This is a genomic window from Salinibius halmophilus (assembly GCF_003577475.1).
Classification (GTDB): Bacteria; Pseudomonadota; Gammaproteobacteria; order Pseudomonadales; family Natronospirillaceae; genus Salinibius; species Salinibius halmophilus.
The window spans coordinates 157,581-172,020 of the sequence record NZ_QPEP01000004.1 but is presented as its reverse complement, the minus strand read 5'-3'; the positions used below and the strand labels follow the sequence as shown (position 1 = coordinate 172,020).

Annotated in this window: 12 protein-coding genes; 8 read left to right on the top strand and 4 right to left on the bottom strand. The window is 48.5% G+C overall.

The window, feature by feature from the left end; translation table 11 throughout:
- Window positions 1-63: 63 nt before the first annotated feature.
- The gene (locus tag DUW71_RS05750) at window positions 64-3,231 is read left to right on the top strand and encodes a hypothetical protein (protein ID WP_119394293.1); all 3,168 of its coding nucleotides are present in this window, start codon (window positions 64-66) and stop codon (window positions 3,229-3,231) included.
- 28 nt (window positions 3,232-3,259) lie between these two features.
- Here the strand turns inward: DUW71_RS05750 and DUW71_RS05745 are convergent, their stop codons facing one another.
- Complete coding sequence (locus DUW71_RS05745; RefSeq protein WP_119394292.1) at window positions 3,260-3,928, bottom strand: hypothetical protein; 669 nt, start codon at window positions 3,926-3,928, stop codon at window positions 3,260-3,262.
- A 109-nt stretch (window positions 3,929-4,037) separates the two neighbouring features.
- Here DUW71_RS05745 and DUW71_RS05740 point away from each other — a divergent pair, with 109 nt between their 5' ends.
- Window positions 4,038-4,385, top strand: coding sequence for a hypothetical protein (locus DUW71_RS05740; RefSeq protein WP_119394291.1), 348 nt, complete (start codon window positions 4,038-4,040; stop codon window positions 4,383-4,385).
- A gap of 117 nt (window positions 4,386-4,502) precedes the next feature.
- A complete protein-coding gene (locus tag DUW71_RS05735) occupies window positions 4,503-5,093 on the top strand; it encodes a hypothetical protein (RefSeq protein ID WP_119394290.1) in 591 nt (196 codons plus the stop codon).
- A gap of 133 nt (window positions 5,094-5,226) precedes the next feature.
- Here the strand turns inward: DUW71_RS05735 and DUW71_RS05730 are convergent, their stop codons facing one another.
- The gene (locus DUW71_RS05730; protein ID WP_119394289.1) at window positions 5,227-6,990 is read right to left on the bottom strand and encodes an alkaline phosphatase D family protein; all 1,764 of its coding nucleotides are present in this window, start codon (window positions 6,988-6,990) and stop codon (window positions 5,227-5,229) included.
- 210 nt (window positions 6,991-7,200) lie between these two features.
- Here DUW71_RS05730 and DUW71_RS05725 point away from each other — a divergent pair, with 210 nt between their 5' ends.
- A complete protein-coding gene (locus tag DUW71_RS05725) occupies window positions 7,201-8,502 on the top strand; it encodes a sphingomyelin phosphodiesterase (RefSeq protein ID WP_119394288.1) in 1,302 nt (433 codons plus the stop codon).
- Window positions 8,499-9,410 (top strand): hypothetical protein, encoded by a 912-nt coding sequence (locus DUW71_RS05720; RefSeq protein WP_119394287.1) that lies wholly within the window; start codon window positions 8,499-8,501, stop codon window positions 9,408-9,410. The genes DUW71_RS05725 and DUW71_RS05720 overlap by 4 nt, the downstream gene beginning before the upstream one ends.
- Here DUW71_RS05720 and DUW71_RS05715 read toward each other — a convergent pair.
- Window positions 9,349-10,047, bottom strand: coding sequence for a pseudouridine synthase (locus tag DUW71_RS05715; protein WP_119394286.1), 699 nt, complete (start codon window positions 10,045-10,047; stop codon window positions 9,349-9,351). The two genes, DUW71_RS05720 and DUW71_RS05715, sit on opposite strands and share 62 nt — an antisense overlap.
- Window positions 10,048-10,258: 211 nt before the next feature.
- Here DUW71_RS05715 and DUW71_RS05710 point away from each other — a divergent pair, with 211 nt between their 5' ends.
- Complete coding sequence (locus DUW71_RS05710; RefSeq protein WP_119394285.1) at window positions 10,259-12,478, top strand: NADP-dependent isocitrate dehydrogenase; 2,220 nt, start codon at window positions 10,259-10,261, stop codon at window positions 12,476-12,478.
- 349 nt (window positions 12,479-12,827) lie between these two features.
- Here DUW71_RS05710 and DUW71_RS05705 read toward each other — a convergent pair whose 3' ends face one another.
- The gene (locus DUW71_RS05705) at window positions 12,828-13,346 is read right to left on the bottom strand and encodes a hypothetical protein (protein ID WP_119394284.1); all 519 of its coding nucleotides are present in this window, start codon (window positions 13,344-13,346) and stop codon (window positions 12,828-12,830) included.
- Between the two features lie 62 nt (window positions 13,347-13,408).
- Between DUW71_RS05705 and DUW71_RS05700 the strand changes: the two genes are divergently transcribed.
- Together DUW71_RS05700 and DUW71_RS05695 are read left to right on the top strand one after the other, a co-directional pair.
- Window positions 13,409-13,630, top strand: a complete 222-nt coding sequence (locus tag DUW71_RS05700; protein WP_119394283.1) for a hypothetical protein — start codon at window positions 13,409-13,411, stop codon at window positions 13,628-13,630.
- The gene (locus DUW71_RS05695) at window positions 13,611-14,354 is read left to right on the top strand and encodes a pseudouridine synthase (protein ID WP_119394282.1); all 744 of its coding nucleotides are present in this window, start codon (window positions 13,611-13,613) and stop codon (window positions 14,352-14,354) included. The genes DUW71_RS05700 and DUW71_RS05695 overlap by 20 nt, the downstream gene beginning before the upstream one ends.
- Window positions 14,355-14,440: the final 86 nt, after the last annotated feature.

Below are 14,440 nucleotides of genomic sequence, written 5' to 3'. Positions count from 1 at the left end.
ATTTGGTTGTCATAACTTTACGGCTAATATGGGAACGTTCCCCTTTAAGTAAAAGGATTTACAATGAGATTCTTAATAACCCTCGTCTTAGCTGGCATGCTTGTAGGCTGTACTCAGCCACCTAGCAATGAAACGAGTACACCTAGTATCAGCCCTACTGTTACGCCGGTGGTAACACAAGTATCTACCCCTACTGCTGTACCTGGATTGAGTGTTACAACGGTAGGAACGGATCAAGTTGAAAGTACGCCATTCTCTTTTACTAGAGTGCTGTCGCAAGCCGAAGCTGACGATATCGTAGCTTTGGCGCTTAACAAGAATCTGTTGGTATTTGATTCTCAGCAACCAAGTTTTGATCAGCTACCGGAGGTCGCCGTACTGGTGGTGCCTGCTACCAAAGCGGTCCCGCAAGGCATTACGCTTATTGCACGGCGAACGGCTGTTTATGAAGGGCGTCGAATTATTGAGGTGATGTACACTCCACCTCAGTTCGCCCTAGCGAACCTAACCGCCCAGGTAGCTCGAAAAATTGATTATGAAGCACCACAAACCGTGGACTTGTCGGGCCGCTCCTTTGCGACACCCGCTAATTGCACGGGGTTAGGATGCCGTGTGGAGAAGCAGTTTACCTACGAGTTTTACGACGGCGATGGCAATGATGCAACAACCGACGATAAAGCCTATGTGAATCTTGATATCGCAGCGGGTTTAGTGGCTGAGTTAGACATCGACTTTGCTTGGAACCTCACAGCCGCAGACGTGCGAGACATTTTATCTTTTGAAGGGTTGGCTAACCTTGTTGCCTTGCCATCTAATGCTGCCCAGTGTTTGCACAAAATTGCACTTGATTACACCAAAAAGATCGCTTCCGACCTGGTGCTCGACGGGTTTGATGCTGTTGGCGCAGGCAAGCTCGCTCATAGTTTGGGTGAGACGGTAGAAGAGGTAACTGAAACCCTAAACGATATGGCCGATTTTATTATCGGGTTGCCTGTAGTAGGCGACATTGCAAAGGGATTTTGTTTCGTGGACGGGCTTGATATCGTTGATGCTTGCGATGATCCATGTGATCAGTTTATTGAAACGCTAGCCTTGGTCATGCCCGAGTTTCAGCTAGAGGTAGGCTTATCGGGTGATGTTGGGGCTGGCCTGAGGTTATATGGTGGCGGTAAATCTAGTTTGTCGGAACCAGCAAGTTTTAAAATAGGTGAAATTGGGCCGATTCCAGTTGGTCCGTTGTCCATTACTGGCAATCTCACAGCCTTTGTTGATGTTGAGGGTAGTTCAACGAGCCGATTTGATATTTCTGCCGATGCTAAATTAACCGCTGGCGTATCTACAGAGTTCGGTAACAAAGGTGGGATTAACGGTGAAATTGATGTGACCGCACCCAAGCTAGATGCATCACTTAGTAATGTTGAACTGTCGAACAATGCCAACGTGAAAATTACCGCAGGTGCTGAAGTCGCTATGCTGATCTATGGCTTGGCAGGCCCAACAGGCGGGCTTTACAGTAGTATTGAGCTGGACGCCGACCAGAACCGTCATGATGAATGCGTCAAGCTACTAGGCTCTGCTGATGGGCGCTTGGGGCTAACAACAAACTTCGATTGGGCCAATGCTCTAGCGCAAACCACCTTTGGTGCCGATAAAATATTTAGTTTAAATATACCCGAACCCAAACTAGAGCTCGCAAGGGTGAATCTGATAGCGCCGCAAACATTAGCGCAAGGCTCATGCGATATGTTGCGCTTACCTGAGTTCACTAATCTTGGCGGACTTCCACTTGGGCAAAATGCGATCATTACTGAAGCACAGCAGTTGTTGCTCGAAACAGCTGAAATAGAGCCGTGGTTGTTGCGTATTGAAAGTGATCACCCATCTCCAGAAGCGCCAAAACCGTCCACTCGCCTAATTGCAGGCGCTTCGTCGTACGAGGCTGGTTTCGAAAGTTATGTAGGACAAGGGTTTATTACGCCTGCCGTAGATGGCAACTTCTGGGTTAGCAGCTCCGCTCATTTAACCTCTGCCAAGGTCTCAACCGCAGGCACCTTGCAGCAGCAAGACCGCTACCTATCTACCAACCCACCGAACGGCAGTTTTTGGGACACTACAACCGATGAGTATTTAACACAGGGGCCTATTCAAGACACGCCATATGGGCGCTATGTATTGGGTTACCCATTCCAACTGGTCAAAGTAGGGTCGGTAGGGCAGCCATTATGGGCGCGCCGGTTGAACAATAGTGACTACAGCTTTAACAAAGTTCGCGACGTAAATCTGCACGCCGACAGCGAAGGGGTGATTTTAGTCGCCAATATCGACCTTAGTGAAACGCCTTATGTGTTAGCCAGCAAGTTTAGCCATGAAGGGCAGTTACTTTGGAACCGAGTGTTAACTTTGCCAGATAGCGAATCGCTCTATGCGAAAGGAAGTTTGGCCCTAATGGACGGTGGACTTCTAATATATGGCTATCACAACAGAGCCAACCAGTCTCGAACGCCAGCCTTTATGATGCGCATGACCACAGAGGGTGAATTGCAATGGTTACACGTGCTGGATGACCGCTTTACCGATTTTATTTACCCACTCGATGCGCAACAATCACAAAGCGATAGCAACCTCTACCTACTAGGAAGAGGCAGTGGGGGCGAGGACAATGTGTTAAAAGTGGCTGCCGACACCGGCGCTGTATTGTCGATGAAAGAGCTAAATATTTCTGTTGCAGCAGGTGCACAAGATTTCTACACCAAAAGTGGTGCAGAACGATTACAAGAGCTTCCGGATGGCAGTTGGCTAGTTGCTGGCGCTGGTAGTCGTTTACGTTTGGGGCGCCATCCGTGGGTCGTTAGGTTAAATCAAGACTTTGTTGATGAGTCGCTTGGTGGCATGTTGGTAGTGCCAACAACCTCAGCCGAGCGAGTTAGTGAAACTGGTTTTGTCAACATCACTTACGTAGACGATGGTGGCGCGCTATTAAGCTTTATTGAAGACACTTCTTATACGGGTAGTAATGCTGCGCCAAACGGGCAGAAGCTATTTGAATCATCGGTGGTGATTAAGTTCTCTCCGCGGGAGTTTGAGCTAGCGGTTGCGGGTTATCAAACGTTTGCCATGCAGGCTTCCAGCAAGAATATTGTTCAAACGACCGTTTCAGCCGTAGGCAACTACGATTGGCAATATATCGAGCTAGATTGGGTGGCACCACAAATCGTAAAAGTGCCACGTTAGGCTATTGAGCAAGGGCCTTGGGGAGTTTTTACGGTTCCCCAAGGTCTGACTCGCCAAATACTTGCTCGTAAGCCTTTGTTAATGATGGGATGTGGTGCGCATGTTTGCTGTGTAGATACGTGTAAACAGGGTAACTCAGTAGTGGTGAGTCAAAGCATCTAGTTAAGTTTAGGTTGTATCGCACTGATAGTATGTCGTACGCCTCTGCAGACATAACGCTATAGTCAGCTCTTTGAGACGCTAGCATATCCATTACGCTGCTCACGTTGCTTACTTGCTGATAACCCGAGCGAGATTGAGCATAAATGGCATCAAAGTATCGAAAACCTACCAGACCAACGGGCTTAAATTCCCAAATATCTAATTGCTCGGTGGGGCAAGGCGTGTCTGCTGCCATATAAACCCAGTACTGATAAAACGTAAGTGGCGTGTCGATCATTAGTAAATTATTGAAGCTAGTAACTGCGTCAGGCTGGCGCATCACGTCACCATCCAGTAAACCTAGGTTTGCCTCTCGTAGAGAACGTTCTGCTGGGCGATGGGCAAATTCTATCGTATGGCCTGCTAATTCAAATGCTTGCGCAATCATGTCACGTCTAACGATTTCTCTTTCGCCTTCACTGCTGTAATCACCAAGAACAAAGTGCTCAGCAGAGCAGAGTGTGCTTAGAAACATAAATGCAATAATTGTGCGCATTGCCTCGCCTTCGTTCAGTCTATGTTCGGTACAATTTTATTCTCAGTCATCTAGAGCATAGCTCAGTTGTAATAGTTGAAGACTCAGTACTCACATGAAAGGAAATTCAATGAAAAGGATCATTGCATTATTCGTTGCAGCGGCTGCTTCGGCCGCAGCCGCGTCGAATGAGGTGGAAGCGAATCCGCCGGAAATTAGTGCCGCACGCAGCCTAGAATTACTGGCACAAGAAAAACGATTTTCGCGCCAGTTGTCAGGCGATTTAACCATTGCTGCTGGTGCGGGCTTTCCCGTATTATTTGGCAGCAGCGTTGTGATGGCTGGATTGTCGGCTAAGAATGTTATCTTTAAGTCTAGCGAAGAAGAAGCGCTAGCTGGCGTTGCCAAGCCATTAAGTGTGCAAGTGATGCCAACCATTGATGGTGGAATTGCCATGCAAGCTTCGTTTAGCTTCTAACTGCTATCGAAAATAAGGCGCGCCCAGGCGGCGCGCATCTTAATGGCTTAGGCCAATATTCTTTTACTATTCATAAAAGTCCTGTAATCTTGCGCCGATTTTTTAGGAGATAGAATCATGAAATCGGTTTCTTTAGTAGCTTTGGCGCTAGGACTAGCGGGAACATCCCTAGCGGCAGATTATGTTGTAGAAGGTCAAGCAACAGAGCGCTCAGGGTTTTACCTGACTGCGGGTGCGGGGCTAGAGCGCAGCAGCACTACCTATGTTAATGACTATGGTATGTCTGAACTGCCAGCCGCTTTTGGTTATGGCCTCACAGGCAAACTTGGCTTTGCTCTCGGCCGCTACAATCAACATGCTCTCTATTTAACGCATCACCGTTCAAACTTCACAATTAGTGACTACACAGCTGAAGTGCCGGTGGCTAACTCGTTGTCGGGCATTGGCTACACCTATTATTTTGGTCAAACTTCTGGTGAACCATATTTCGGGTTTGCGTTTGGACTCGGGCGTTTCGATTTAAAAGAAAGCCAGACTGATCTGCTAGTCGGTAGTGCTGCAAAGTTTGAAGTGGGCTACGAGATTACTAACAATATTCAAGCAGGCTTATACTCGATGGCCACGGCAACCATTGATCCTGAAGATGAATACGCCAGTGAATTGCTGATCGTATCGACCTTGGGCGTCACCATCGAAGCCAAGTTGTAACACACAACTACGGCTGCCAAAGGCCATAACGGTATTAGAACTGGCAGCTCATATTCACACCAGCACTGTCGTTTGATAATGTTGGTGTGAGCTTTAAGCTAGCGCTCGACTGATTAATTCCCTCAGATGCTTGTTATTCCCACCGCCCTGCGTGCTGTTCTAACTCGAAGCGAATCACTTCTTCGCCAATGTCTACCAATTCGGTTGGTTGGCCGTGCTGATTAAACTTTACTAAACCTATGCCCGCCTGATTCGCCAACCGACGCCCTTTGCTGGCAGGCACTGGGCGGCGTGGGGTAACGCGCATATGGCGGCGTTTGGTAAATAAGTTTAGTGGCGAGTAGGGGGCATATAACCAACGGTTAGCACGGTCGAAAAAAGCCAACAGCCCAGCCGGAAACTCATTTTTGATACCACTGGAGGTAATTTGCCAGATATCTGGGCCATCCTCGCGCTGGCGCAGTTCAATATCATAGGCAAATGAATAGTGCACATCGCCCGACAAAATAGTGAAGGTTTGCGGCGTTTTAGGGTGGTAAAAAATGTTCATTAAGGTGTTGGCCGAGCCTGGGTGTGCCATCCAGTTTTCGGCGTCTACCATCAGTGGTTGGCCAAACAGGGTAAATAGTTTTTGAATGGCCTCAATCAGTTTCACCCCAAAGATCGGCGATGGTGAAACAACAATCACCGCCGGTTCACCAAGTATGCTTTGCTGGAAATTAGTCAGAGACTCCCAATCCATTAGGCCAGATGGCTTGTTTTCATTGCGCTCCGAACGCCAGCGATGCGTGCGAGTATCAAGTACCACAAGTTTAGGTTGGGTATCTAAGCTGTAATGCCACTGATCGAATGCTAATAAATCGTCGATGAGCGAGTCGTGTTCGCCGAGCTGCTGCAGGCCTGTTTGGCACTTGGTTAACAAAGCTTGGTCGAATGACTCTGGCTGATTGCCCCAGCCCTGAAAGATAAAATAGCCTAACAACGCGTTTCCAATAATGCGCTTGGATAGTGGATGGTTGTAGGCCGCACGCTCCCAACCAGCGGTAAGGTTCCAATCATCAGTGATGTCATGGTCATCAAAAATCATTGCTGTTGGGATATGCGCAAGCAGTCGAGCTACTTTTGGCATGCCCTCGGCAAACCGTTTAATGACGTCGGTTTCTGGTTCGCCCACTAGCTGCCAGGTGGCCGGTGACCAGGTTAACAAGTACATGGCCACCACTTCAGCAAAGCTAATTAAATGGTTGTCGGCGTAAGCAGAGGTAAAAATGGGTTTTTTCTTTCCACCAAAAAACTGAGCTTGCGCGTGGGTATCGGGCAGCAAATCAGGGCGTTTATTGAGATGTTGCTCATCATGCAACTTGCTTGCGAGGGGCACAGTTTCACTCGGTAGATGCTCATCGGCAATCCCCAAATGAGTGATAAGCTCGTGAATACGGTGCAGCATATCGGGTGATACATCGTCGATGTAAACCTGATCACCGGTCATCACTAGTAAATCCGGCCAATCTTCGTGTAACAGACTTTCCGCTTGGACTAGTCCATCTATGCTATCGTGGTGTGGTTTGCGACAAGAGCCATGCAATACCTTTAACAGCTTGGGCCGGTAATAAAAATAAGGAGTTGATTCGCCATGTAGCAGTAAATAAGGGCTGTGTTGAGCGATGGTCTGCTCGTTTATCACGATATCGTAATCAACACGTTGGCCTGGGATTAAGGCGTTAGCAAAATCCAGCGTGGCCAAATGAGCATGGCAGTGCTCTCCAATTTTTAACGTGTGTAGGTGCACCTTGGCGTCGGTTGCTGAAACCGCGACAGCATCTGTTTGACTGCATAGCCAAATGCACGCCTGTGTAGACGAAACACGACGAACAATTGGACCAACCAGTAATGACATACAGACTCCTCAACGCTCCACAATAACGAGCCTATCACTATTTTACTGATACGCGAATGCCAGAGGCTAGTGCCATGGGGGACATCCAACAATAAGGTGCGTTTTTCTAATAACGTACATCATTGAATTGAAATGAGCGCTTTATCGAATTGCCACAATTGTTGTTTAGCCTGACTATTCCGATTAACTGGTATAGACCAAGGCTGAGAGATGAAAAAAATAATGATCGTGCTCGTTGCGATGATGGCAGCGTTTGCACAAGCCGACACGGATGTCTATTTCACTAATAATAGTGACCAACCACTAACAGTAGATGTATTTCACTGGGGCAGTGATCGTTTGGTGGAGGGGGACGAGTGGTTTCAACATGTGGACACCATCGCCCCCTATGAAACCAAGATGGTGTTGAGTTTTAATCGTTATGTAGGCGTGAAATGGGGCGATGACTACTATTTCGAAACTCGCCTAACGTCTCCGCAAGGCTTGCAATACCGCCTAAATCAAAAAATGACAGGCACTTGGTGGAGTTCAAACTTAGCACATGGCGTGCAAGCCCATGATTTGTCGCCACGCTGGTTTTCAGATCGAACGATCCATCGGTTTGATACTGGGTTCGATCAAAACCAACTCGCTGAACTAGCAACCAAAGCAGACTTCACTGTCCGCTACGATGACCTTTACTACACCCTATCACCAGAGACACAAGCGCCTGTAGCCGAGGGGTTATCGGTGATGACGTATAACATCTGGGCATTGCCACTCGTGGCGTCGCACATTGATGATCGCCTAGATTTATTGCCGCAATACATGAAAGGCTACGACGTGGTGATGCTACAAGAGGTGTTTGCCCCTGGCCGTGATGCGTTTTTAGCTGAGCTAGCACGTGAATATCCGTATCAAACGCGTATGCTCGATAACAATAGTGTGAACATCTTTGATGGCGGTGTCACCATTGTAAGCCGCTATCCAATTGTTAATCAGGCGCAGTTAGTGTTCCCAGATTGCTCGGGCACCGACTGTTTTGCTGATAAAGGCATTAACTATGCAGAAGTGGTGAAGAATGGTGAGTCGTATCATTTGTTCGCCACGCATGCAGCGTCTTTTGATACCGATGAAGCCCGCCGTTTACGTCAAGAGCAGTTCCAAATGATGCGCAAGTTTGCGCGTGATCAAGGCATTCCACAAAACGAGATGGTGATCTATGGCGGCGATTTTAATGTTAATAAACTTAAGTTTGCCACCAGCGACTACCCAGCAATGCTAGCGAACTTGAATGCGAGTGAGCCAGGATATGCTGGTTACACTGCCTCAACGTTTGACCCGCGCATTAACAGCTTTGCAGCAGAATATGATGTGGTTGAATACCTCGATTATATCCTCGTGAGTAACGAGTACGACCAAAGTCAAAGCAATATTAATGAGGTGACGGTGCCGCGCTCAACCGATGCTCGCTTGTGGGAGCATTGGGATCTGTCTGATCACTTCCCAGTCTCGGTAGATCTGCAGAAATGATCAACAGACGTCGTATCTATGCTGTAACCACGGTCGCCCTATTGGGCGGCCTTTTATTGCTAGCCCTGCAGCCTGTTGGCGTGGCTGTGGACGACGTTGCAGAAACCAGTGTTGAGCAGGCAAGCCTGAGCCCTGTGCGGGACAAGAAGCAAATTGACATACCACAGGTACTAGATGCTTTGCCTTCACCAGCGCCTGAACCTTCGGTTAGTAAAGCTTGGCAACCCTTGCTGGCGCTTGAGGGCCTTACCCTGCAGCATGAAGTGGAGCAGTGGCTAGGCACCTGCGTTGATTGTGTCTCACCCGATATGCCAGATAAATTACAGGATTTACTTAGCACTTATGAGCAAAGAAAGGCTGAGCATGAGCAGCGGATGGGCCAATTAATTTTGCCTAGCGACACACAATTGCAAGATAAAGTTGCTGCTATAAAAGCAGTTGATCACGCGGTTTGGGGAGAACATGCCATGTGGCTACATGCCGACCAATATGCCCTGTACGACTGGCAACTGGCAGTTGACCAGCTAAACCACCAAGATACCGACATGCTAATTGCCAGCTTGCCGGACATTCCTAGCTTGCAAAGCGGCCGTCAACAATATGAGTTTTTGGTGAAAAAAATTCCCCAGTTGTCTGCGGCCACAAAAAAAGCACTAGCAGCACAGTTGCTGAATCAAACAGAGCAAGCGCGCTATCAATTTTTGGCACAAACTCAAGCAAATCAAAAAGAAATGGTTGCGCGCTATCAAGACGCGTTAGCCGAGCTTGAGCATCAGTTAATTCAGCAAAAAGAGCGTATGGGGGAGGCGGCTTGGCAAGACTGGCGCCGCGAGCAGGTACGTATTTTTAAGGTCGATTTCTTCGCCCAGGACGCTGCTGAGGGCTCTTTACCGGCTGAGGGCTCTTAAACTGCTTAGGGCTCTTACCGCGCGTGGCTGGCTGGTTATTAGTGGGGCGCCTTGGTGAGGTTTTTTTATTGGCCAACTCAGTCAAAATGCTTTGTGGCACAGGTTGAGTGCAGTATTCGCCTAGCGCTAAGTTGTTTAGCTCAAAAGGGCCAATTGCTGTTCTTATCAGCCTTAGTGTTGGTAAGCCAACGTGGGCGGTCATGCGGCGAACTTGCCGGTTACGCCCCTCATTGATTTTTATTTCTAGCCAATGGTCTGGGATAGATTTGCGCTCGCGTACCGGTGGATTGCGTGGCCATAGCCACCTTGGCTCATCGATAACGCGCACCTTGGCAGGTTTGGTCATGCCATCTTTTAGCTCAACCCCCTTACATAGCTGCGCCACTGCTTCAGGGTTTGGTGCGCCTTCTACCTGTACGATGTAGGTTTTCCACATCTTGTTTTTCGGGTGGGTGATGAGTGCATTTAACGGCCCGTTGTCGGTAAGCAGAAGTAAGCCTTCACTATCTCTGTCTAGTCTGCCTGCTGCATAGATACCGGGTTGTTTAATGAAATCGGCAAGGGTTTCACGGCCCTCTTGATCGGTAAACTGGCAAAGAACATTAAATGGTTTATTAAATAAGGTTATGCTGATCATAAATCTGCTGAATGTTAGGCGGGCGTAAATGTCACTTGGCTCTGATATAATGCCGAGCAGTTTTTAGGGCAGTATTAGTGTACCGTTTTCGCGACCCCAGCGGCTAGATGAAATAGACAGTTGATTTCTATGGTTTCGTTGGCGTGCACACAGGCTGCAGTCTAGTCTGTTAGCGGTACAAAAATAACAATCAACGGAGTTGGAACGAGCGATGACAACGCAAACACCAAAGATCATCTATACGATTACCGATGAAGCGCCACAGTTGGCGACTTATTCTTTCTTACCAATCATCGAAGCTTTCACTAAGCCAGCAGGTGTTGGTGTTGAAACGCGCGATATTTCTCTGGCTGGCCGTATTCTTGCCAACTTCCCAGAGTACCTAAAAGAAGATCAGCGCATTGGTGATGCCCTAGCTGAGCTAGGTGAGCTAACGCAAGACCCGATGACAAACATCATCAAGCTGCCAAACATCTCTGCCTCTATTCCGCAGTTGAATGCAGCCATTAAAGAGCTTCAGAGCAAAGGCTTTGCCGTACCAGACTATGTTGCTAACCCAAGCAACGACAAAGAAGCGGCTGCCAAAGCGGTTTACGACAAGATCAAAGGCTCAGCAGTAAACCCTGTACTTCGTGAAGGTAACTCTGACCGTCGCGCACCAGCAGCTGTGAAGAACTTCGTTAAGAAGAACCCACACCGCATGGGTGAGTGGAAAGCTGATTCTAAGTCACACGTCGCTTCAATGACCGACGGTGACTTCTTCGGTTCTGAAAAGTCGACGACGGTTGCTGAAGCAACGGACGTTCGCATCGAGCTAAACGGTACGGTTCTAAAAGAATCAACGCCACTGAAAGCAGGCGAAGTGATCGACTGCTCAGTAATGAGTGCTGCAAAACTGCAAGCGTTTATTGAAGAGCAAATTGAAGATGCGAAAGCAAAAGGAGTTTTGTTCTCGCTGCACATGAAAGCCACCATGATGAAGGTGTCTGACCCAATCATCTTCGGTCACGCAGTAAAAGTATTCTTCAAAGATGTTTTTGAAAAGCATGCTGATGTGATTGCTGAGCTGGGTGTTGATCCTAATAATGGTATCGGCGATCTATACAGCAAAATCGAATCGCTGCCAGCTGACAAAAAAGCTGAGATCGAAGCGGATCTTGAAGCGGTTTATGCCAACCGCCCAGCGCTGGCGATGGTTGATTCTAGCCGTGGCATCACAAACCTGCACGTACCAAGCGACGTGATCATCGATGCGTCTATGCCTGCAATGATCCGCACCTCTGGTCAGATGTGGAACACCAACGACGAAACGCAAGACACGAAAGCTGTGATCCCAGATCGCACTTTTGCTTGGGTTTATGATGAAACCATCAAGTTCTGCAAAGAAAACGGCGCATTCGATCCAACAACAATGGGTACCGTGCCTAACGTTGGTTTGATGGCACAAAAAGCAGAAGAGTACGGCTCGCACGACAAAACGTTTGAAGTGGCTGAAGCCGGTACCGTGAAGATTGTTGACAAAAACTCTGGCGAAACTTTGCTTGAGCAAACGGTTGAAGCTGGCGACATCTTCCGTATGTGTCAGACGAAAGACGAGCCAATCCGTGACTGGGTTAAGCTTGCGGTTAACCGCTCACGTTTAAGTGGCATGCCAGCGGTATTCTGGTTGGATGCGAAGCGCTCGCACGATGCTGAGCTCATCAAAAAAGTTAACCAGTACCTACCTGAGCACGACACCAACGGCCTAGAGATCCACATTATGGATCACGTTGAAGCAACTCGCTTTACGCTAGAGCGTGTTAAAGCAGGTCAAGACACCATCTCGGTTACTGGCAACGTAATGCGTGACTACCTGACTGACTTGTTCCCAATTATGGAGCTAGGTACGTCGGCGAAAATGCTATCTATCGTGCCACTAATGAAAGGCGGCGGCTTGTTTGAAACGGGCGCTGGTGGTTCGGCACCTAAGCACGTTCAGCAGGTAGAAAAAGAGAACCACCTACGTTGGGACTCACTAGGCGAATTCCTAGCATTGGCTGCATCGCTTGAGCACTTGTCACAAGTAACCGACAACAAGCGTGCGCAAGTACTAGCTGATGCGCTAGATAAGGGTACTGGCAAATTCCTAGACGAGAACAAGTCGCCATCGCGTAAAGCCGGTGAGCTAGACAACCGTGGTAGCCACTTCTACCTAGCATTGTACTGGGCAGAAGCGTTGGCAGCACAAAACGACGACGCTGAGCTAAAAGCCAAGTTCGAAGGGGTTGCCAAGCAGCTCTCTGACAACGAAGCGAAAATTGTCGCTGAGCTAGCCGAAGTGCAAGGTGCACCAGCAGACCTTGGCGGTTACTACCTACCAAACGCTGAAAAAGCGGATAAGGTAATGCGCCCAAGCGCAACGCTAAACGCAATCATCAACGGCATTGCTTAATCGCGATTGATCGTTGTTCGCCCGATTAGATGAATCGGGCATCTGCTAAAAATACCGGCGCTTGCCGGTATTTTTGTTTGTGCGCATGTTGCCCGGCGCAAAAAAAAACGCGCCGTGCAACCTACGGGTTGGTTTTGTTGCCGGGAATGACGGGTTGGTTTGGCGTAGGTCTTACGAACCGAAGGTTCGGGAAACAAACCCATTCGTCACACCCGAGTGCTTTTATCGGGTGTCTAATTTCCTGTTTTCAAATTTGGCGGTTAGATTCCCGCCTTCGCGGGAATGACCGTTTCCGGCCAGTGTGGCCCAGCGAAAACACGCGCTGGGCCACCACCGGGTAATCTTTATGCTACTCGTCGTCTAAATACCAATCGGCGGTGTTGGGCAAAGGGTTTAGATGGCGAGCTACCATGCTGCGATCGACTAACAAACGTTCTTCTGCGGTAGATAAATTCAACGCTAGAGCGTCTACCTCCTCGCGGCGCACGTCCTCGTACTCTTCCCGTTGCCAGTCACCAAATAGCTCAGGCATACCAGTGACTTCCCATGGGCACTCTTGCACTACGGTTTCAAACAGCTTTTCTAGGCAGGCTTGGGCTTCGTCTGGCTGGTCACTGTAGACAGTTTCATCGCCTAGGTCGTGTGTTAGCTCGCGAGCAATATCAACAATGTTTTCACCTAGGTCATCAAGCTCTTCTACCGCGCGGCCAAATGCCACACCGTGTTCTTCAATGTCTTCGCGCCAAGTTTCAGCAGGTTTTACCAGTACCGACTTATATTGACCATCAGGCAGGGTCCAAGCAATGGCGGTTGGGATGGGGTTCTCATCATTCACCGATTCAAATGCAATGATCGTTGGAAATCTCATGGTAATGCTCGTGTATAAGTCTATAATGGAGCTCCATTTTATCGGCCTTGAGGTCAAAATCCATGACAGATGAAATCATTGAACGTGATTTTTACGCACGACCAGAAGAGGAGCAAGCTCAGTTCCTCGAGTATACATGGTGTGGCGAATGTATGGAGGTAGATCTTGGCATGCATGAGCCAAAAGAGTACGAACTCAACGGCGTTGTGATCATTGAAGGCTTATGTAACAAATGCAACTCGCCTATTATTACTGAACTATCCGATGACGACGAAGACTTCTAAACCCGTCGAGATTCTCTTTGAAGATCAACATTATTTAATTGCTAATAAACCTGCCGGGCTTTTTGTTCATCCAAGCCCGATGGATCCAAAAGTTACCGACACATTAATCACTCGCCTTGGCAAAGGCTTGCGAGCAGTGAATCGTCTTGACCGGCCCACGACGGGGCCGGTGGTATTAGCGAAAAGCGCCGAGGCGGCGCGCGATATGCAAGCCATTTGGCATCTGCCAAGCACGGAAAAAGTGTATGACTGCTTTGCCCGTGGTTGGATGATGGACAAACTATGCTTGGATTATCCGCTCAAATACGCCCGCGATGATGCAGAGTTTGATCGCTTAAACAGCCCTGTGCAGGCGGCGCAAACCTCTTTTGTTCCACTTGCTCATATTAGCTTGCCGATTAGCGTTGGTCAGTTCCCCGAAGCTAGATATAGCCGTATTGAGTGTCGCTTGCATACTGGGCGCAAGCACCAAATTCGCCGCCACCTTAAACATTTGTTGCACCCAATAGTGGGCGATACGCGTTATGGGGAAGGGCGCCACAATCGATTATTTCGTGACAACTTCCACTGGCAAGACTTAGCTCTGCGCTGCAAGCGGTTAACCTTTGAACACCCGTATAGCCAAGAGCGTGTGGATATTGTGGTTGATCTGCCTGACAACTGGGCCTATTTATTGCGACAGTGGCAGGCTTTAGGCGCGAAAGTAATGCCGGTTTGGCCGTAAATCGCTAACCGAATATTAATTATTTCCAAATGCGCACAAGACAATGACTTAGAACAGGTTGCCTCGAGTTTCACAACTCAGTACGC

Excerpts from the sequence above, each read along its gene's own strand:
- DUW71_RS05710 (WP_119394285.1), top strand. The coding sequence starts at position 10,259 with ATGACAACGCAAACACCAAAGATCATCTATACGATTACCGATGAAGCG.
- DUW71_RS05705 (WP_119394284.1), bottom strand. The coding sequence starts at position 13,346 with ATGAGATTTCCAACGATCATTGCATTTGAATCGGTGAATGATGAGAAC.
- DUW71_RS05720 (WP_119394287.1), top strand. The coding sequence starts at position 8,499 with ATGATCAACAGACGTCGTATCTATGCTGTAACCACGGTCGCCCTATTG.
- DUW71_RS05700 (WP_119394283.1), top strand. The coding sequence starts at position 13,409 with ATGACAGATGAAATCATTGAACGTGATTTTTACGCACGACCAGAAGAG.
- DUW71_RS05725 (WP_119394288.1), top strand. The coding sequence starts at position 7,201 with ATGAAAAAAATAATGATCGTGCTCGTTGCGATGATGGCAGCGTTTGCA.
- DUW71_RS05750 (WP_119394293.1), top strand. The coding sequence starts at position 64 with ATGAGATTCTTAATAACCCTCGTCTTAGCTGGCATGCTTGTAGGCTGT.
- DUW71_RS05745 (WP_119394292.1), bottom strand. The coding sequence starts at position 3,928 with ATGCGCACAATTATTGCATTTATGTTTCTAAGCACACTCTGCTCTGCT.
- DUW71_RS05695 (WP_119394282.1), top strand. The coding sequence starts at position 13,611 with ATGACGACGAAGACTTCTAAACCCGTCGAGATTCTCTTTGAAGATCAA.
- DUW71_RS05740 (WP_119394291.1), top strand. The coding sequence starts at position 4,038 with ATGAAAAGGATCATTGCATTATTCGTTGCAGCGGCTGCTTCGGCCGCA.
- DUW71_RS05715 (WP_119394286.1), bottom strand. The coding sequence starts at position 10,047 with ATGATCAGCATAACCTTATTTAATAAACCATTTAATGTTCTTTGCCAG.
- DUW71_RS05735 (WP_119394290.1), top strand. The coding sequence starts at position 4,503 with ATGAAATCGGTTTCTTTAGTAGCTTTGGCGCTAGGACTAGCGGGAACA.
- DUW71_RS05730 (WP_119394289.1), bottom strand. The coding sequence starts at position 6,990 with ATGTCATTACTGGTTGGTCCAATTGTTCGTCGTGTTTCGTCTACACAG.